Consider the following 19,612-nt stretch of genomic DNA (forward strand, 5'->3'; position numbering starts at 1 on the left):
ATTATTAGCACTATGCATAAATATAAAAGCTGTTGATAAAAATAAAATATCAACAGCTTTTTTAGGCTATATTATAAAATATCCTATTGAACTAGCCGCCTTAGAATTTATAAGACACTGCAACGTCAACCATTTGACCGTCTTTATTGTAGCCGCCGTAAGATATAAAGCTGTGGTACGACAAACTCATAGAAACGTTTTTGGTATGCTTATACTTAGTACCTAAAATAATGTGGTGACCGTGTTTTTCTTCCCACTGGTAAGTATCCATAAACTCTCTGTCACGATCCCAGCGAGAATCAAACATACCATAAGCAAGGAAGCTTTTATTAACAGGATATAATACGTTTACGCGAGTACCTATATAGCTTGCACCATGAAATGCAGGGGTATAAGGAACGTGGCCTGAAGAATATGCAGCACCAGCACCGACTTTAATATTTAGCTTGCCAAGGCTAGCTTTGTAAGAAAAACCGGCTAGAGTGCTTAACTCATGTAATTTAGTGTTACTAAATGATGATTCATCTAACCAAAATTGAAAATTGGTTTTACCAAGATTTAAATATAAATCACCAAATGTTTGAAAATTTAGCGTAGCTTCTTTATTTTGCCAAGCTGTATCTTTGATCCCAAATGGATTTTCTAATCGGCCTCTAAAATATACTTGCCCCCAGTCTGCAAAGACCTGGTGTGTAGCACTTATTACAACTTTATTTGGTACATTCGACGCTTGTGCATCGTCACCGATATGTATTCTGCCACCAACAGCGACTGAAGTGTCTGCTTTCAGTACTTTTGCGTGGGCGGTTCCACAAGTTAAGGCAGCTAGAACTGCTACAGTCGATACTTTTAATAATACGTTCATTTTTACATCACCCGAAAAAGAATAAGTTTTTTATTGGTATAATATTTCGGGCTGTAATTTATAGCTTGGTGTGTTTTGTGTTTGTGACTTGCTCGACATTTACGTTCTATTGAGGTTTCATTAATGTTTTATTTGTAGCTTTGTTGATACCAGCCTCATCTACATCGTTGACTTTTAAAATTCCGAAAAAGCTTTTTGAAAAATTATCGGTTACTTTGTGAACAGGTGCTGATTCTTTTTTGAACTGGGTCATGTAGCTAGCGGATAATGAGATGCGAGTCTCGTTAAATTGCGGTCAGTCGCATGCTATTACTGTCGGTTTTGTCGTTGTTTGACTGTGTGTTTTGATGGGAGGTAAATAATTAATTAGCTTGGAGTTTATTAGTAAAATCCTCTTTTGTTAGTTGTCAATTCTTCGGGTTATACAATCCACAATTTATTGTAACTATTACTATGATGTCTCGTAAAAACATAAAAGCTGTTGATAGTCATCAGTTATCAACAGCTTTCGGTATTTACATCTTTACAAGTAAGAGTGCCTTAGCTAGTGCAAACTTATTTAAAATTTGTAAGTTAACGCAACATCGTATGTTTGGCCATCGCGGTCATACCCACCAAAATCCATAAAGTTATGGTATGACACAGACAATGATACATTTTGGTTATAGTTATACTTACCACCTAAAATTAAGTGATGGCCGTCATCTTCAATCCAACCGTAAGTACTCGTGTACTGTTCATCACGATCCCAGCGAGAGTCCATCATACCAAAAGCTAAGAACTTTTTATTAATTGGGTATACAAAGTTTACACGCGTACCAATAAAGCCTGGGCCATGATAAGCAGGGGTGTAAGGCACATGACCAAAAGCGTAAGCAACACCAGAACCCACTTTGACATTTAACTTACCAAATTGCATTTTGTAAGCAACACCAGCAAGTAGGCTCATTTCATGAATCGCAGTGTTACTGAATGACGATTCATCTAACCAAAATTGGAAGTTACTTTTACCAAGATTTAAATATAAATCACCAAATGTTTGGTAATTGAGTGGTGCATCTTTTCCTTCCCACGCGGTATCTTTAAGTCCAAATGGGTTTTCTAATCTGCCTCTAAAAAAGACTTGGCCCCAATCGGCAAATACTTGATGAGTGGCCATAAGAAAAGTTCTGTTAGCTATGCCAGAAGCTTTAGAGTTATCACCAACATTCATTCGGCCACCTACAGTGACCGTGGTGTCGGCTTTAAATACCTTTGCTTGTGCACTACCACATGCTAATGCGCCAAAAACAGCTACAGCAGTTAATTTTAATAATAAGTTAGTACGTTTCATATCATCACCCTATATATAAATAATTTGTTATTTGTTATTTGTTGTTGCCTTGCTTCTGGGTAGTAATTTATAGGTTGTAAGGTGTTGATATTGTGACGTAATCGACAATTGTTCTCGTTCTGTAGATCAATTGCTTTAATGTTTGATAGTGTACGCAACTATAAGTGTAACTTTAATAAAGTGTTAAAGTTGTTTTTAATTATTTTAAATTGCTCGGTATTAATGTTTTATTTAGTAACTTTAGTTTAAGGGCTGCAATCCAAACTTTATTAACGGTTATTAAAGTTGAAGAATATTAACAAGCTATTGTAAATACGATAAGTGTTAAACAAAGGGATGTATTGTTGTTTCGTTTGGTTTTTAGCTAAGCAGGGCTTAAGTGAGGTTTGTTAATTGGGCAAAACTGTCGTTTTAGTTTGAGGTGTGTTTAATTAACATTATGATTATTTATTGCAATCTAAAGTTATGTAAGCTTGAAGTGTTATTTAGCTCAAAAAATTAGGTGTAGTTTATTCAGTTTAATGTGGTACTTCTATAAATAAAAAAAACTACTGATAGTCATCACTTATCAGTAGCTTTAATATCGGAACAGCTATTTAATTTTAACTTATCAACTGTATTCTAATGGTTTTAGAATTTGTAAGTTAATGTAAAGTCAACAGTTTGGCCGTCGTGGTTGTAACCACCAAATTGCTTAAAGTTATGGTATGCAACACCAAATGCCATGTGCTTATCATGATTATACTTAACGCCCGCTATTGCATGATGGCCGTCTTTCTCTTCAAAACTAAATGTTTGATAGTAATCTTCAGGGCGATCCCAGCGAGAATCAAACATACCAAAGAGCACAAATTGTTTATTGATAGGGTACAATACGTTAATTCGAGTACCGATATAACCATTACCATGGTAAGCAGGTGTATAAGGTACATGACCAAAGGCGTAAGCAACACCAGCACCCACTTTTACATTTAGTTTACCAAACTGCATTTTGTAAGCTGCACCAGCTAGAGTCGTCATCTCGTGAATGGCTGTGTTACTAAATGATGATTCATCTAACCAGAATTGGAAATTACTATCGCCGATATTTAAATACAGATCACCCAGTGTTTGGTAGCTTATAGCTGCATCTTTACCAAAATATGCAGTATCTTTTAATCCAAATGGGTTTTCTAATCTACCTTTAACAAATAATTGGCCCCAGTCAGCAAATACTTGGTGCGTTGCTGATAAAAAGAAGTAGTTAGATACGTTAGAATCTTTAGAGTTTTGGTCAAGGTGGGCACGTCCACCGACACTGATTAATGTGTCAGCTTTAAAAACTTTTGCTTGTGCTGAACCACAAGTTAATGCACCCATTACAGCAATTGCAGATACTTTTAATAGTAATTTTGTATTCATTATTTCATCACCCTATATATAACAATCTAGTTGTTTATTATGTTTTTGTTTCTGGGTGTAATTTAAAGGCTGGGGCGTTTTAATTTTGTGATGGAATCGACAATTGTTTTTTGCATGTTTTTTATTTGTTTTTTTTCTTGAGGTTTGGCACAACAAAAATGGTTATTTCTAAAAATATGAAAAAACTCTTTCGATCTATACTGTTCAGCAGTAATGGCGTGGCCATTAGGGGATTGAAAAATGCAGTGTGCTAGCTCTCATATTCCGTTGTTGTGGGCTGTTTATTTACAAATAGTATGATTAAGTACAGAAAAAATCTAACATGGTGATTTAAGTCACGCTAGCGTTACTATTGTGATGTATAAATATAAAGTATTATTTTTCATTGGTTTAAATGAGCTAACAAGCTGGGGCACACGGTGGTTTTTAACTAAAAGCTAATGGTCGAATCTAGTTTTGCTTGTATTAAACGCTTAGCCAGTATTGACACCGCAATGGTGACCAACCTGATTTTTGCGAATGTACCTGTGTGGAGCTCAATAGAGAATAGAGTCGTGTTTTAGTAGGTTGCAACAAACCTAAATGTTGTAAACATGTATACAACGTTTGTTAACAGTGGCCAAAGGCAGACCACTGTAATGTTATAACGCTAGTTGATGTTACAGCTCATAATTGTATGAAAAGCTGACTTTGTTATCTGTACGGTAATTATCGTCAGAATATGAGCCCATTAATCTTACACTGTGTTTACTCGTGATCTTGTAACTGGCGCCAGCACCTAGCCAAAGGCTTGAGTAACTATTTGAACCTATTGATCCACCAGCGTAAGTAACTGCTGACCATTGTGCATTGATAGGGCGAATAGCGAATGCACCTAAATATGCGCCGGTACTATTGTCATTGCCTTTTTTACCATCGACAAAAGTGACTCCCGCCATTGGGAACACCATCCATTTGCCAGTATCAACGCCCATCAATGACAGCGACACATAAGTACCAAGATTGTAGGTATTACGCTGTTCGTGACCATTTAAGTAAGCATTTAATATTCCTTTATCAAACAACCAAGAGCCCCCTAGTTGCCACTCGCTACCATCTGCATTGATCTGGCCACGCAGCATGCGAGTTTCGTCTAAACCGATTGAACCGTTAAAGGTTAACTCACCGTCATAACCTGCGCCGACCTTAGTCATGATCCGCGTTGGATCGTCTAAATGCTTTTCGGTAGTTTTATCTGCTGCAACAACGGCGGTTGATGCTAGCAAAGTAGTAAAGAGGACAAAACGAGTTGATTGTGTGAGTTTCATGTATTTCCTGAAGTGTGTATTAACGTAAGAGGCATTCACAACGTAAAATTTTTCTAATGCAGGTTAAGGGGGGGAATGACATCTAGCAACTCGTAAAAGTAACAGTTTGAGCAGTAATCATGATGTAAATAACCTGCAATTGCTGACATTTTTCTACAAAAGAGCAGTATTTTAGGGCAGGTGACTTGCCAATTGTATTGGCGGTTTATTGTTTAAGCGCAATAAGTTGGCTTGCATATTATTGAATCTGTTGTGTGAGGTTTTAAGCTCAAAAAGTAAGAAAAAGCTTTCTTTTTTATCTACATCTGATAACTTTAAACAACTGTTTTAATCCATCGTTTAAGAGCCCATTATGAACCCATACAATGCTCCATTAGCCGAAATGCGCTTTCTTCTTGAAAAAGTATTTGATGCACCTAAAACCTGGTCAGAATTGCCGGCTATGGCTGAATCTGTCGATATGGACACTGCTGCAGCGATTTTGGATGAAGCAGACAAAATTAGTCGCGAATTAATACATCCTATTAACCGTAGCGGCGATGAGCAAGGTGTTCGTCATCAGGCTGATAAGGTGATCACACCAGATGGCTATAAAGCCGTTTATGACCAATACGCAGAAGGTGGTTGGGTCGGTTTATGTGGTGATCCTGAGCATGGTGGTATGGGCATGCCAAAAATGCTTGGCGTTTTAGTTGATGAAATGGCGTATAGCGCGTGTAATGCTTTTACTTTATATGGCTCACTTACTGCCGGCGCAGCACTTGCTATTCACGCGCATGGTACTGAAGAGCTAAAACAACGTTACTTGCCGAAAATGTACAGCGGTGAATGGTCTGGCGCTATGGATATGACCGAGCCTCAAGCGGGGTCAGATTTGCGTGGTATTCGCACCAAAGCTGTGCCAAATGATAATGGTAGCTATAACATCACCGGCAGCAAAATATTTATCACTGGTGGCGATCATGACTTAACAGAAAATGTCATTCATCTAGTATTAGCTAAGTTACCAAACAGTCATGGTATTTCGCTATTTTTAGTTCCAAAAATTAAGGTTAATGCTGATGAAAGCCTCGGTGATGCAAATGGCGTTACTGTTGGGTCTATTGAGCATAAAATGGGGCTTAAGGGTTCTGCTACTTGTGTAATGAACTACGATGGCGCAGAAGGTTACCTTATTGGCCGACCTAATCGTGGTTTAGTGTGTATGTTCACTATGATGAATTACGAGCGACTCGCAATAGGTATTCAGGGTTTAGGTACATCACAAGCGGCTTACCAAATGGCAACTGATTATGCTAAAGACCGTGTTCAGGGCGTTGCTGCTGGAGGCTCACCTACAGGTGCCACCAGCGACCCTATCTTAGTACACGGTGATGTAAGACGTATGCTATTAACAGTTCGAACCTTAACTGAAGCAGGGCGTGCATTGTCGGTATACACCGGGCAGCAATTAGATCTAGCCAAATTTTCAGACGATGCTGAAACTAAAGCTAAAGCTAGCCGTTATGTTGGTTTACTTACCCCAGTGTCAAAAGCATTTTTAAGTGATCGAGGCTTAGATGCAGCCATTATGGCGCAACAAGTTTTTGGTGGTCATGGTTATATCCGTGAAACCGGTATTGAACAACTGGTGCGTGACACCCGAATTGCTCAAATTTACGAAGGGACCAACGGCATTCAAGCTATCGATTTCTTGGGCCGTAAGGTAACCGGAGACAACCTCACCGCGCTAAAGGAATTTATTGCTGAACATGTGAGTAATATCAATCAATTTGAACATGTTTCAACTGACGATAAAATAAAAGTACTGTCACTGTTTGAGCAGTTACTGGTCATAGCGGCAGACGTGAATGAGAACAAGCTTACAAAGCCAGCGTTAATCAATGCTTGTGCTGTGGACTTCCTCGATGCCTTTGGTTACAGCTTATATGGCTACTTCTGGTTAGCGATGACCAATGCCGCGAATGACCATGTAGACAGTAGCTTTAAGCAACAAAAACAAAAGTTAAGCCGTTTTTACTTCGATAAGCTATTAGCAAAAGCGGATTATCATTTGTCACAGGTTGCGATGGGTGACGCCGCAATAATGGATATGGACGAAGCATTATTTTAATCATTAATGATTGAACGTTGATACTCTATACATCTGTTCAACTAGAATTAAAAAAGGATCCAACGCGGATCCTTTTTTGTTTTCGGGGGGAAACTTTGATTTATATGTTAACCCCTGTTGTGACTCGTTTATTTATAGCTGCTAAATGTTTATTAGATAGTATTTGTTAGCATTGCTTTTTCTTGGCGCCACTGCTTTGGAGATTTACCAAACATCCGCTTGAACTCCCGACTAAATTGAGATGAGCTTGTATAGCCAACTTCCATTGCGGCGACATTAACGTTGACTCCTTCGGCAACTTTCATGGCGGCGCTGTTAAGTCTCATCGACTTAACAAACTGAATCGGCGACATATTAGTAGCATGCTTGAATTTCCGGTGAAATACAGCTCGGCTCATACCCAGTTTACTGGCCATATCTTCAATTGTCACAGCCTCGGTTAGGTTTGAAGATAGCTGCTCTATAGCGCGAGCCATGTCATTGCCAACACCAAATGCCCGTCTAAAGGCATATCCTGCTTCGCCTTTTAAGACTGCGTAGTAAAGCTCACGCAACCGGCTTTTTGCTAGTATTGCGCTATCGGCCGGGTTCTCGCTCAATAGCAGAAGTCGGTATAGTGCATCGCAAAACTCTTCACTCCAACTTGCCGTTTGTAATGCTGGTGTACCTGAGGCATTTTTTCGGGCATGTATTGAATTTATCGAGCTGTCAATTTGCAGCGATAGCTCTGTCATCAACTGAGTGTCTAATGAGATATAGGCCCCTATTAATGGGTTTGCTGGAGATGAGTCTGGTGTTCCGGCTTCAATGGGGATAGACATCGGGCAACATATGTATCGGTTACTGCTATAAGTGTGTTTGTCGCCTTCTAAAATGGCTTCTTTACCACCACAAACGATTGCTGTTATTGAAGGTTCATAAACGGCAGGTGCACAGCTGATTGGATCAGTTATTTTAAATATTTGAACACCTTCTATACCGGTTTCAATCATCCCGCTGTTATTTATTCTGCGTTCGATGAGTTGTTTGAGTTTTGCCTTGCTCATAGCGGCGATCCCTCTTTACTAATACTCTGTATAAATTAGCATCTTGAGCCTGCCAACTCAATCGCATGATACAAATAGGCATGTTTAAGCGAGTAAATCGCCTATTTTTGTCTCAAAATGGATCTTATAGTGTGCACATCTAATCAAGATTGCTCCGCTGAGTTATCAACAAACACAAGCAGGTATACTATGACAATCAAAAATACTTTTGGCGCAAAAGGCTGGACTCCTGAGCAGCTAAACTCGTTAGAAGGTAAAACCTTCGCTATTACCGGTGCCAATACGGGAGCTGGATTTCAAGCAACCCGTATATTGTTGTCTAAAGGCGCCGAGGTGGTGATGCTCAATCGTAACCCTGCTAGATCTGAAGCTGCGATCGCACAGCTAACTGACGAGTTTGGTAATAATGCCAAAGTCAGTTATGTCACCTTAGATTTAGCTAAGCTTGCTTCAGTTCGACAAGCTGCTAGCGAGTTATTAAGGCAAGTTCCTAAACTTGATGCGCTGATCTGTAATGGCGCTATCGCACAAGTTGCGACTCAACAACTCACAGCCGATGGTTTTGAAAGCCAGCTAGGCGTTAATCATTATGGTCATTTTTTATTGTGTGGATTGCTTTTTGAGCGTATTGAAGCGTCACAAGGGCGGATTGTTGTTGTGTCGAGTGAAGGCCATAAATTAGGGCTAAGAAAAATTCAATTTGACGATATGAACTGGGACAACAACTACCACGCAAACAAGGTCTATAGCCAAAGCAAACTGGCACAAACTATGTTTGCCTATCAATTACAAAACAAAATTAAAGCGGCAGGCAAGCAAGTGCAGGTTTATGTTTGCCATCCAGGCGCGTCAAATACCTCACTTATCCGCGAAAGTGCCAATTTAGCAACCAGACTCTCTTGGTCATTGATGGTCAAAATTGGGCTTGCCCAGACGGCTGAAAAAGGTGCGTATCCAGAAGTGATGTGTGCAACGCAAGCTGATTTGAAACAGCGTGCCTATTACGGTCCAACAGGCTTAATGAATTTTGGTGGTCCAGTTGGTGAATGTAAGCTCGAGCCATTTGTTCTAGATCCCCTCTCACTAAAAAAACTATGGCAACTTTCCGAAAAAGAAACGGGGTATATTTGGGCAATTTAGCGCTTATATCAGTGCGAATATTCGAGGTAAATAAATGAAAATACTAACTTTGATCATGGGGCTTTTTATGTTTACAACAGCTAATACATCAGCGAACAACACTGACACCGTTCAAGATAGTGACGGAAACATATACCGAACTGTGCAAATTGGCGAGCAAGTTTGGCTAGCAGAAAACTTACGTACAACCACTTTTCAAACTGGCAGCAAAGTAAACACTGGTTATATTCCAGATGATGATGCAAGTCTTCTCTTACGCTATGGCAGGCTTTACGATTGGCATGATGTAGCCGATCAGCGCAACATTTGTCCTGTCGGTTGGCGTGTTGCTTCTGATGATGACTGGAAAGCCCTGGAGACAGCGATTGGGATCTCTGACAAAGAGGTAAATGAAGAGGGTTGGCGAGGTAAGAATGACATAGCCATTACGCTTAAAGCTGAGCAGCCAAACACGTTTTTTAAACGTTTTAAGCAAGCTGAGGTCAATACAACGCATTTTTCTGCAACCCCAGCAGGTGTCAAGCTAGGCAACTGGTATATCACACAGGGTATGTATAGTGAATTTTGGACGAGTAGCACCGCGACAGACAAAAAGGCCTATGCTAGAACACTGGCTTACGCTTGGTGGAACTCCCATAAAGGAGAAATTCGCCGCGCTAAATTACAAAAGAGCCATATGTTTTCGGTTCGGTGTGTAAAAATTCAACCGAAATAGCCACAAGGTAGACCATCATGCAAACTTCATACTTTACCGCGGCGCTAATCGTGTTGTTATTGCAAATAACAGGCTGCTCTCACACAGAAGCGTATTCTTCCACAGAGCAGCTTGATAAAGAACTCGTTGTACTGGCTCATGGTTTGGGGAGAAGTGATACCGCGATGTGGCGGTTGGCAACGAGGCTTGAGCAAGCCGGCTATAAAGTTTGCCGGTTAGATTATGCCAGTATTGGTGAAAGCGTTGAGGCTGTATTGGCACAAACAAGTAAGCAGATTGATGCTTGCATACAGTATGCGCCAAAAGTGCACTATGTTGGGCACTCACTTGGTGGTCTGGTTATAAGGGCATACCTACAAAATAATCATGTATTACCAAAAGAAAGTATAGGAGAGGTGGTATTAATAGGGACACCAAACAAAGGCAGTGAGCTAGCAGATCATTTAAGTGATTCATGGCTGATGCAGCTCGGTGGTGGTATAAGCCGAGCGCTAATGACTGGGAGCAACAGCTTAGGTAATCGTCTTGAGGAGCTGGACCTAAATATTGGCATTATTGCTGGAACAAAGTCATCGAGCTTAACCAATGACAAATTTACAGGGGCGAATGATGGTTTAGTCTCTGTCGAGTCGGCCAAGCTTAAAAACATGAGCGACTTTATTGCGATTGACGTTAATCATTCTCAGATGCGAAACAATCAAGAAGTTGCTTTGCAAACGATACATTTTTTACAAAAAACAACATTCAAACATTAACATCATTGTCTTTGCGGTATGAACTTAACGCTTTAAGTTACTGAACCTAATACAATATAATCAAATGTGTACCTGGTAAGCTTTAGCAGCACATTATTTAAGTAACTGTTTTAACACTGCAGCATCGTACGGCATAGTCTGGTGGCTTTGTTTATTTGGGCTAACTCCGTTTTGTAAAATAACAAAGATATAGGCAATGTTATTATTTTGCTTTATCACTCCTGCAACATTGTATACCCCTAGCATTGAACCTGTCTTCGCCATAACGTGTTCTTTCAATGGTGCTTGTTGGTATCCACGGCGGTATTTTAACGTACCAGTGCTGCCGGCAACCGGCAGTGCATCGATAAGAAAAGCAAAGTTATGATCATTAACAATTAGCGCCATTACTTGAGCTAAATGATTTGCGCTTAGTAAGTTGTAACGTGATAGCCCAGAGCCATCGACAATATTGGCGCTGCTTAAATCTATGCCTAAATGTGTGAGTATTTGAGTCATTGCCAGACTGCCATTAGCAAAGGTCCCATTAGTGCCAAACACGTTGTGGCCAACGCGTTTTAGTAAGCTATCAGCAATCAAGTTATCGGACTTCAATAACATGGTCGTGAGTAACTTTGTTAGTGGCGCAGATTGATGCTGAGCTATCTGTAACGCATCTGCTGGCAGGCTTTGAGATAACTTGATGTTTCCACGTACTGTAACACTGGATGCCGCCATGATTTGAGACAGGTTATCAATGGCGTACTGAACGGGATCGGTCACCGCGATAGACAAATTTAAAGCTTGATTGCCTTTATGGCAGCCATCTAATCGATAACGGTTATTCTCAAACCTAGCCAGAGATAGCGAGCACAATGGCCGCTGACCTTGTTTATCAAACACTGCTCGACTGTTAATGATAATAGGTGCTTGGCTTGTTAACTCCACAATGCCGGTATTATCAGCCAACCGGGGTTTAAATATGGCGCTAACGCAGTTTTTATCGAGGATAAAGTTTGATACGGGAGCAGCATAGCAGATCCCTAAATCATCCCATACTCGCCCTGGAGCGTGCTGGATCTCGTACTGATCACCGACTAAAAACACACTGCCGGTCACTGTACGTAAACCTTGGTTTGATAATTGAGCTATAAGCTGGCGTAAATCGTCGCGGGTTAAACTGGGATCGCCATTAAAAGAGACATAAATATTGCCGTGAATCACCCCATTAATAATTGGGCTACTACTATAGATATGGGTTTGAAACTTAAAGTCTTTACCTAAAGATGCCGTGGCGGCCACAGCCGTTAATAATTTCATGGTGCTAGCGGGCACAAAAAGCCTGTCGGCCTCTTTGCTAACATCGTGGCCGTCAGTTGTGGTCGCAATAATTTTGAGTGCCGTTAACGACGTTTTAGGTGCGATGACAGTCTCAACAGCTGCCTGACTGACATAGCTTTGAGTAAACAAAAGAGCAGCAAGTAGCACGTGACTAAATTTCAAAGTTATGTCCTTTATGGTTACCCGAAAGCTTAATCGTACGAGTCGCTGTCATCTTTTTCCATTAAACGGTATAACTTAAAGGTGATAAACAATACCAAGCCAAAAAACAGTGGTAATACTAATATACCTAATTGCACTTTAAAATTAAAAATAGCCCATGCAGCAAGTAATACCACGATTAAAATCAGCAGCGACTTAAAATTCATTCGGGTTCCAATTGAAAAAATAAGCATTAATATTATCAAAGCTCACTCAGAGATACAGTGACCACTTGCTAGTTTACCTCGCTCACATCGATAAAAGTTCGCCGTTTAATTTAGGCTTCTTGTCTAATTAATTAGCAATTAGTGACCGTTATAGCTGTTTTATGCCCAGAACACGCTGAAACAGTAAAAAGAACTTGCCGAAAGCCGCTTAAATCGGTAATTTCATGCTCCTATCTATGAGGATTTAGATGCTATATTTTAAAATGAAGAGCATCGGCAACATCAGTCATGCTTGATTACGTAAATTACCCTGACATCATCGCCATATAGGCAGGTGTCATTACGTTCGAATCGAGATGTTTGACATTGTTTAAAGCCCTGAACACACCATCGTGCAAAAAGGCGATCCGTGAAGCAGTATTATCGCTTATCCGGAGCTAACATAGTATTTTTATGTTGAGTCAACGACAGCCTAGCAATGAATTTGATGGTTAGACTATTAAGGAGAGAACCTTGCTGAGCAAGCTAGGTGGAATACCGCTACAGCCAGACTCAATACAATGGTTATTAACGGCTAAAGCGTTAAAAACAGAACTGTTAACGCGTATTGAAAATGCCACACATTCAATCTATTTTGCTGCCCTTTATCTAGAAGATGATGAAGCGGGCAGGGAAGTGATCGCGGCATTAATGGCAGCCAAACAACGCAACCCAAAACTAGATATCAAAGTATTAGTCGACTTTCACCGTGCAAGACGAGGGCTAATTGGCCATAAAGGTGACAGTGGCAACTACTTGATGTACCGAGAAGTGAACGCTGCCGTTGAGCACAAAATCGATATTCTAGGTGTGCCTGTAAAATCACGTGAGTTTATGGGGGTACTGCATTTAAAAGGTTTTGTGATTGACGATGCCGTCATTTTTAGTGGCGCAAGTTTGAACAACATCTACTTGCATGAAAATAACAAGTATCGGTTTGATCGTTACCATGTTATTGAATCTGTTGAACTTGCTCGCAGCATGCGCGAAATGATCCAACAATATTTAGTTAATGATGTTGCCGTTAGTTCGTTAACCCAGGCTAAAGATACTGAACGTTTACCGACAAAAAACGAAGTTAGCAGCTTAAAAAACCGTTTAACAAAAGCGCAATATCAGTTTACGGGTACTCAAGTTGGCAACCGAATTACGCCGATTGTTGGGCTTGGCCGAAAGAAAAACAAACTAAATAAAGTCATCGTTGCAATGGTGGAGGAATCAGAAGAAGCTTTATTTATCTGCACTCCGTACTTTAATCCTCCCTATGTTTTGGCTCGTGCACTTGCAAAGCACTTACGTAAAGGCAAACGAATTGACATTGTGGTGGGTGATAAAACTTCCAATGATTTTTATATTCCACCAGAAAAGCCATTTTCTACTATTGGCGCTTTGCCTTACATGTATGAGCAATCATTACGTAAGTTTGTAAAACGGCAACAATGGGCGATAGACCGTGGATTATTGAATGTTCACTTGTGGAAAGACGGTAACAACAGCTTTCATTTAAAGGGTGTGAGCGCAGACGGTAAACGTCACCTCATTACTGGTAGTAATTTAAACCCTAGAGCTTGGGCATTAGATCTCGAAAACGGCTTATTACTGCAAGATGATAATGAAACATGGAAGCAGCAATTTGAAGAAGAGCAAACGCATATTCTCGAACATGCTGAACGTTTATATCATTATAGCCAAATAGAGACATTGCATAATTATCCAGCGCCGGTGCGTAAGATTTTAAAGCGTATAAAACGGTTACGAGCAGATTTTTTATTAAGACGTATACTGTAAATCTGAGTTCTGTATTGTAAAAAAGCCTGCTACTTAGTAGGCTTTTTTATTTGTTTAATAGTACGTATAGTACTGAATAAATAGGTTTTATTTATAATGAGCTTACCAAAACACGCGGTTAATCATTTGTATGATTATCGAAAAGCTATCTCTTCAAAGCCGTTTTCTGCGCGTGGAAAAAACGTGGTTCGATGTCAATGCTGTTTACTTGCTGAGCAGTTTTGTACTTGCGCTGATCGTACCCAGGTAAACAGTGAGTTGGCATTTTTACTCATAATGTATGATGACGAAGTACTTAAGCCTAGTAACAGTGGTCGACTTATTGCTGATATTATTCCCGATACGCATGCGTATATTTGGTCACGTAATGAGCCAAATCGAAAAATGCTGTCGATAATAAATGACCCTCAATATCAAGCCTATTTAATTTTTCCGGCTGAATATGCCATCGCAAATCAAACTGTTGTGAGTCATGTTGATCCAGCAGAGTTACCTGTTGGTAAAAAACCACTGTTTATTGTCCTAGATGGAAGTTGGCGTGAAGCGATAAAAATGTTTCGTAAAAGTGAGTATTTGCATCATTTACCTATGTTTTCATTTTCACCTGAATCTGCTGCTTCTTACGCTTTGCGAAAAGGGGCGCGAGATTTTCAACTTGGCACGGCTGAAGTTGCCTCTTTGGCATTGTTTGCTGCGGGGGAGCCTGAAAATGCTGCAGTGCTGCAGGCATGGTTTGCTCTTTTTGTTGAATCTTCTTTGCACGGTCGCAGTCGCAATAAGCGTGAGGAATTGGTTGTACTTGAAGAACTTAAAGGCCAATACTTAGCGACATTAGCCGTTAAAAAATAATGGCAGTATTTTGGTTTTTAATCTTGCGTAACGGTGCGCTGAATTAGTTAAGCTTGTTTTTCATGCAGCTAGATCATTGGCAGTTAACATTTTATTTGCCGGCTTTGCAGTCTATTTTTATTAGCAGTTTTGGCCAACTCGTTTTCTACGCCTTGGTTGCGGACTTGCATACACAAGCCTGTTATTGGTGTTAATGAGTAACAAACCGTTTTTAAGAAAGCTTGTTGGCAGTATTTTTGGCCTGACCGTGATCTAATTGCGGGTGAGCATGTATTTATCTAGTGTTTGTGTTGCATAAATCAGATTAAATATGCAGGTTGGTTAAAAATATCTCGGGGTTATACTTTTGTTTTTGCATGCTTATTCATTTTTGCCGTTAAAGTGATTTTTCAACCTTATCAGCGAATATCAACTTGTAGATTGGTTAGCTCTTTTTTGTGTTTCACCATTTGGGTCGATAACGACCTGTAATTTATTGTCGTCATTCTTATTGTTAGCGTTTTTATCAATAACTTCTATTTTCAGGCAGCTCAATATGCAACCCATAGTCGATACTTTTATCGCTCCTCCTTGTCACGAACAAATTGTGATTATTGCTGATAACGAACATTTTTTATTAATTAATAAACCTTCTGGTTTACTGTCACTGTCGGGTAAGCATCCCGCTAATCTAGACTCAGTACATCATCGTTTAGTTAAACAGTATCCAGAATGTACTTTAGTGCATCGACTCGATTTAGGCACTTCAGGCATTATGGTTGTTGCCAAAAACAAAACTATTAACGCGTTATTATGCAAACAGTTTAGTGAAAGAAAGGTGTTAAAAAGATATACGGCATTGCTTGCTGGAGATGTTCTAAAAGAGAGCGGTGAAATAGTTTTGCCTATCGCTAAAGATAAACCCAATTTTCCATTAATGAAAATTTGCCAACAAGAGGGCAAACCTGCACATTCAATTTACCAGGTTTTATCGCGAGAACATTACAGTAATACTCTTGAGCAAGACGCTGTAAAATACTCAACTGAATCATCAAACTTGCAGCATGATTGCAATCGTTCAACCATGGCTCAAATTGGAAGTCCGGCGGTTTCAAGTCAGGTTACACGAGTTGAGCTAACCCCAAAAACCGGCAGGACACATCAACTGCGTATTCACTGTCAACAAATAGGCCATCCCATTATCGGTTGTGATCTGTATGGCACTGAATTTTCTCACCAATTAGCACCGCGTTTAATGCTGCACGCAACGAGATTAGAGTTTGACCATCCGATTACTGGCGAAAGGGTATTAGGTTTTAGTGCATGTCCGTTCTAGTGTTGCTGCTTTTGCATTGAACTTTTGTAAACTGACATGAGCATAGCGAAAAGATAAAAGCGTTGGACTATATATTAAATGAGTGACGTAAATATGATAGCCACTCATTTCACTAAATATATATCATGCAAAATTAATCGGTTGGTTTTAGGTAGTGGTTCAATGAGCGCGGATCAGTATGGCCGGTTCGACCCATAATATATAAAAGATCTTTTTTGTTTTCATGTAACTGAGTCACGCAGCCACTTCGCAAACTGTGAGCACCATAATACTGTGGATCGAGTCCTGCTTTATGGCAGTACTTTTTTATTAACTGGTATATATCATCACCACGTAAAAAACCTCTACCAGAATTGTTTTGTTCAACATGGTACTCTCGTATCGAATTGCAATCCCTTGATAGCGATCTGAATACATGACCTTCTTTAATTCCCGCGGCTGTGATCCATTCTTTGACGGCATCAAACGCTGAAAATGGCTCTGACTTGGGAAGAACTTTCCATTCACGCTGTCCTTGTTGGTTACTTTTAGAGTAGGGCAGACGTACTTTTAGCTTATCGCGCAAAAAGCTTAAATGGTTAATTTTAATATTGGCCAGCTCCGATCGTCTAAAGCCACCCTGAAACCCAAGTTGGATAATCGCTTTGTCTCGTTTTTTGGCTAAAAGCTGTGGTTTGCTGTCGATTGCTTGTAGTAATAATTCGAGCTCGTCATACATAATAGGTTGTTGATCATAATCAGTAACGAGTCGATTATGATTACGCATTAAGCCCCGCATCACTCGGATCACTAGCGGGTGCTCTGTTGGTGAGGTCGCCCCCGCTTGAATATGATAAAACCGAATTGCAGCTAATCGACTATTAATCGTTTGCGTTGATAACTGATGACCGTTCTTTGCTTGGTAGACATCTTTTTGATGACCGATAAAAGAAATTACTGTTCTCGGATCTGCTGGCAACGGACTTAAACCATGTTGCTCGCAATAGCTGTTAAATATACTGAATGAGGCTTTGTAAACCCGGCGGGTATTGGCCGAGATCTCAAATTCTGTTTCACTGGCAGCACTTTCAAAGTCATTCAAAATTGAAAGAGGCAAAGTCTGCTCTTGATAGAAACCATCGTCATTAACTGTCGCAACTGCTTTATTAGCCATGTTACTTAAACGGCTATTATTCATATATTTAGTATTCTCGACGGTGGCATAAAATGCTTTTAAGCAGCAGGGTATTGGCAATATTTTAACTATTAAGGCCTATCACTACCAGTGATAATCGTCATTATCACTGGTAGCGCACCATTTTGGTGTTAGATGCTAGTTATTTGAACAATATATGATTAACTCATAAATTTTGCTATTTAAGTGGCTTTTGTGTGGTTAAAATTTAGGCTTTAAAGATTGGCTCGACAACGATTTAGTAAACCAAGTTATCAGTAAAGCTTGATAATATAATTCTATGGTTGCACCATACTAACAGTTGTTCAGCTCGCTAAACAGAGAGCGAAACTGTGTTAGCTAAGCATAACTTTTAATGTTATATTTGCCCTTATTGTATGGTGTAACCATAGTTTTATTTTAAGGGTTTATCACATGCCAAGTAGCAAACAAGAATGGCAATCTCACGACTTAAAACCAAAAGCTGGCAGGAAGTTAGCTTTACTTGCTGAAGAAGAGTTAGTCTTTGCGTTACCGCTAATTTTTAGATTGATCCCAATTGAAGAAACTAAAAAGCGAAAAGATTGGTTTGTTAGTTTTGACACTGAGCAACAGCAACTAACACACTATTTGGCACTAGCTAAATTACTCACGCAGTTAACAAAAAAGAGAAGGGCGGCGCAAGGGATCAGTAATGAATTGCTCACTGCCAATACTTGCCTTAACCAGTATTTCAGTGATCATGGTTGGCGTATGGTACGAAAGGAGCTATCACAAATAAAGAAGCGAAAAAAAAAGTCACACATTGAGCTGAGTAATGATCTTATCTTTAGGTTAAAAGCCTATATTTCTCTGAAGCAATTAGACAGTTTTGACCAAGCTATCGATAACTTACTGTCAGAGTCAGAAGCACACTTAAACGAGCTAGAATAATAATCCGTCAGTAATTCAAAGTGTTGTTGAGCGATTCAGGTAAAAGGTTAAGCAGTTAAACTAACTTAACCTTTTGCATATATGAATTATATTTGCTTAAAAGCTAGCGATTACTAAGACTGGCCAATGCTTTAAGTGTAAGTTGGTGGCTAAAATGGGTACGCTTGACGTGTGTTGGTGCCCAACCGGCTAGAAAGCGCTCAAAGTCAGCCCATGCAATACAAACTAGTGGTCGCCATTCTTGTTCAACATGGTTTATGTGCTTCGCCATTTTTGTCTTGCTTAATGCTGAGTTGAGTTCAGTAAAATAGTAATCAATGAGTTGATCAAATTCTTGTGACAATACGGCTTCATTTAAACAGCTACCAAGAAAGTAAATTACGTCTTTAACACCGCAACCGCCACCAACATATTGAAAATCAACTGCGGCGACTTTTGTAAGATCTGTAGAAAAACAAAAATTAGCAATTTTGGCATCGCCGTGAACTAATGTCTTGAAATTTATAGAATTTAACTTTTCATCAAGTATTGCTGCGGCTTGTTTTAAGGGGCTATCTTGCATCGACTTATGCTCAGCCTCTCTAGTTGATAGGTGCCAATAACTGCCAATGGGCCATAAATCCTGTGGCCAGGTAGCGTCTGGCTGATACTGTAAATTGATCGCGTGAAATTGGGCTAACCAGCGTAAACAAACTTTGGCTTGCTCAACCGAAGCGGTAGCTAAGCGTCGCGGAAACCCTTCATAGTCTAAATCGGACATCACAATCATTTTTGCAAAGGATGATTTTGATAAATTGGCCTGGCCAATATACTGCGGCAGTGCACATTTGGGTTTGATGTTATTGGCCCAATATTGATAAAAATGAGCCTCGACATTATATGAGCTAATTTTTCTTTGGTGTGATGTTTCACCCGACCAGCCGCGAGGGTGGTTTTCGACTTTTGGTGGTTGAATATGTTTAACCACAAAAGCACCTTTACGCCCTGTTAGCGGTGGGCGGATCTGATAGCGCGCAATTTCACCATAGCCTGACCATAGTGACTGAATAACTTCTGTTTTTTGGTAGTTTTCGGTACTGACTATTTCAGCCAATAATGTGTCAAAAGACGAGTTTGTGTTATTCAATGTTGTACACCTTTAATGAGAGTTCGGTTGCCTATTCATACAAACT

General features: G+C 39.9%; 17 protein-coding genes. 8 read left to right on the top strand and 9 right to left on the bottom strand.

What is annotated here, in order from left to right:
* Positions 1-100: 100 nt before the first annotated feature.
* The 4 genes from RGE70_RS09035 to RGE70_RS09050 all read right to left on the bottom strand — a co-directional run bounded on the left by RGE70_RS09035 (position 101) and on the right by RGE70_RS09050 (position 4,906).
* The gene (locus RGE70_RS09035) at positions 101-865 is read right to left on the bottom strand and encodes a hypothetical protein (protein WP_310471132.1); all 765 of its coding nucleotides are present in this window, start codon (positions 863-865) and stop codon (positions 101-103) included.
* A gap of 559 nt (positions 866-1,424) precedes the next feature.
* Positions 1,425-2,198 (bottom strand): hypothetical protein, encoded by a 774-nt coding sequence (locus RGE70_RS09040; protein WP_310471133.1) that lies wholly within the window; start codon positions 2,196-2,198, stop codon positions 1,425-1,427.
* Positions 2,199-2,828: 630 nt separating this feature from the next.
* Positions 2,829-3,599: a hypothetical protein gene (locus tag RGE70_RS09045; protein WP_310471134.1), complete on the bottom strand. Its 771-nt coding sequence runs from the start codon at positions 3,597-3,599 to the stop codon at positions 2,829-2,831.
* 659 nt (positions 3,600-4,258) lie between these two features.
* Positions 4,259-4,906, bottom strand: a complete 648-nt coding sequence (locus RGE70_RS09050) for a hypothetical protein (RefSeq protein WP_310471135.1) — start codon at positions 4,904-4,906, stop codon at positions 4,259-4,261.
* 352 nt (positions 4,907-5,258) lie between these two features.
* Here RGE70_RS09050 and RGE70_RS09055 point away from each other — a divergent pair, with 352 nt between their 5' ends.
* Positions 5,259-7,019, top strand: coding sequence for an acyl-CoA dehydrogenase family protein (locus tag RGE70_RS09055; RefSeq protein ID WP_310471136.1), 1,761 nt, complete (start codon positions 5,259-5,261; stop codon positions 7,017-7,019).
* Positions 7,020-7,171: 152 nt separating this feature from the next.
* Here RGE70_RS09055 and RGE70_RS09060 read toward each other — a convergent pair whose 3' ends face one another.
* Entirely contained in the window at positions 7,172-8,065 is an 894-nt protein-coding gene (locus RGE70_RS09060; RefSeq protein ID WP_310471137.1) for an AraC family transcriptional regulator, read from the bottom strand.
* Between the two features lie 189 nt (positions 8,066-8,254).
* Here RGE70_RS09060 and RGE70_RS09065 point away from each other — a divergent pair, with 189 nt between their 5' ends.
* Genes RGE70_RS09065 through RGE70_RS09075 form a run of 3 tightly spaced genes read left to right on the top strand, consistent with a single transcriptional unit; the run spans position 8,255 to position 10,675 of the window.
* Positions 8,255-9,205, top strand: coding sequence for an SDR family oxidoreductase (locus RGE70_RS09065; protein ID WP_310471138.1), 951 nt, complete (start codon positions 8,255-8,257; stop codon positions 9,203-9,205).
* Positions 9,206-9,239: 34 nt separating this feature from the next.
* Positions 9,240-9,920, top strand: a complete 681-nt coding sequence (locus tag RGE70_RS09070; RefSeq protein ID WP_310471139.1) for a fibrobacter succinogenes major paralogous domain-containing protein — start codon at positions 9,240-9,242, stop codon at positions 9,918-9,920.
* Positions 9,921-9,937: 17 nt separating this feature from the next.
* Complete coding sequence (locus RGE70_RS09075) at positions 9,938-10,675, top strand: alpha/beta fold hydrolase (RefSeq protein WP_310471140.1); 738 nt, start codon at positions 9,938-9,940, stop codon at positions 10,673-10,675.
* Positions 10,676-10,768: 93 nt separating this feature from the next.
* On the opposite strand, the gene dacB is transcribed toward RGE70_RS09075, so the two are convergent.
* Together dacB and RGE70_RS09085 are read right to left on the bottom strand one after the other, a co-directional pair.
* Positions 10,769-12,157 (bottom strand): D-alanyl-D-alanine carboxypeptidase/D-alanyl-D-alanine endopeptidase, encoded by a 1,389-nt coding sequence (gene dacB, locus RGE70_RS09080; RefSeq protein WP_310471141.1) that lies wholly within the window; start codon positions 12,155-12,157, stop codon positions 10,769-10,771.
* Positions 12,158-12,186: 29 nt separating this feature from the next.
* Positions 12,187-12,363 (bottom strand): hypothetical protein, encoded by a 177-nt coding sequence (locus RGE70_RS09085; protein WP_310471142.1) that lies wholly within the window; start codon positions 12,361-12,363, stop codon positions 12,187-12,189.
* A gap of 513 nt (positions 12,364-12,876) precedes the next feature.
* Between RGE70_RS09085 and pssA the strand changes: the two genes are divergently transcribed.
* The 3 genes from pssA (at position 12,877) to RGE70_RS09100 (ending at position 16,354) form a co-directional block, all read left to right on the top strand.
* A complete protein-coding gene (gene pssA / locus RGE70_RS09090) occupies positions 12,877-14,190 on the top strand; it encodes a CDP-diacylglycerol--serine O-phosphatidyltransferase (protein ID WP_310471143.1) in 1,314 nt (437 codons plus the stop codon).
* Between the two features lie 96 nt (positions 14,191-14,286).
* A complete protein-coding gene (locus RGE70_RS09095) occupies positions 14,287-15,039 on the top strand; it encodes a tRNA-uridine aminocarboxypropyltransferase (protein WP_310471144.1) in 753 nt (250 codons plus the stop codon).
* 535 nt (positions 15,040-15,574) lie between these two features.
* A complete protein-coding gene (locus RGE70_RS09100; RefSeq protein ID WP_310471145.1) occupies positions 15,575-16,354 on the top strand; it encodes an RluA family pseudouridine synthase in 780 nt (259 codons plus the stop codon).
* Between the two features lie 133 nt (positions 16,355-16,487).
* Here RGE70_RS09100 and RGE70_RS09105 read toward each other — a convergent pair whose 3' ends face one another.
* On the bottom strand, positions 16,488-17,507 hold the full coding sequence (locus RGE70_RS09105) for a tyrosine-type recombinase/integrase (protein WP_310472954.1): 1,020 nt from the start codon (positions 17,505-17,507) through the stop codon (positions 16,488-16,490).
* A gap of 435 nt (positions 17,508-17,942) precedes the next feature.
* On the opposite strand from RGE70_RS09105, the gene RGE70_RS09110 reads away from it, so the two are divergent.
* Entirely contained in the window at positions 17,943-18,440 is a 498-nt protein-coding gene (locus RGE70_RS09110; protein WP_310471146.1) for a hypothetical protein, read from the top strand.
* Positions 18,441-18,543: 103 nt separating this feature from the next.
* On the opposite strand, the gene RGE70_RS09115 is transcribed toward RGE70_RS09110, so the two are convergent.
* The gene (locus RGE70_RS09115; protein ID WP_310471147.1) at positions 18,544-19,566 is read right to left on the bottom strand and encodes a phosphotransferase; all 1,023 of its coding nucleotides are present in this window, start codon (positions 19,564-19,566) and stop codon (positions 18,544-18,546) included.
* Positions 19,567-19,612: the final 46 nt, after the last annotated feature.

The sequence above is a fragment of the Shewanella youngdeokensis genome (assembly GCF_033180165.1).
GTDB classification, from domain to species: Bacteria; Pseudomonadota; Gammaproteobacteria; order Enterobacterales; family Shewanellaceae; genus Shewanella; species Shewanella youngdeokensis.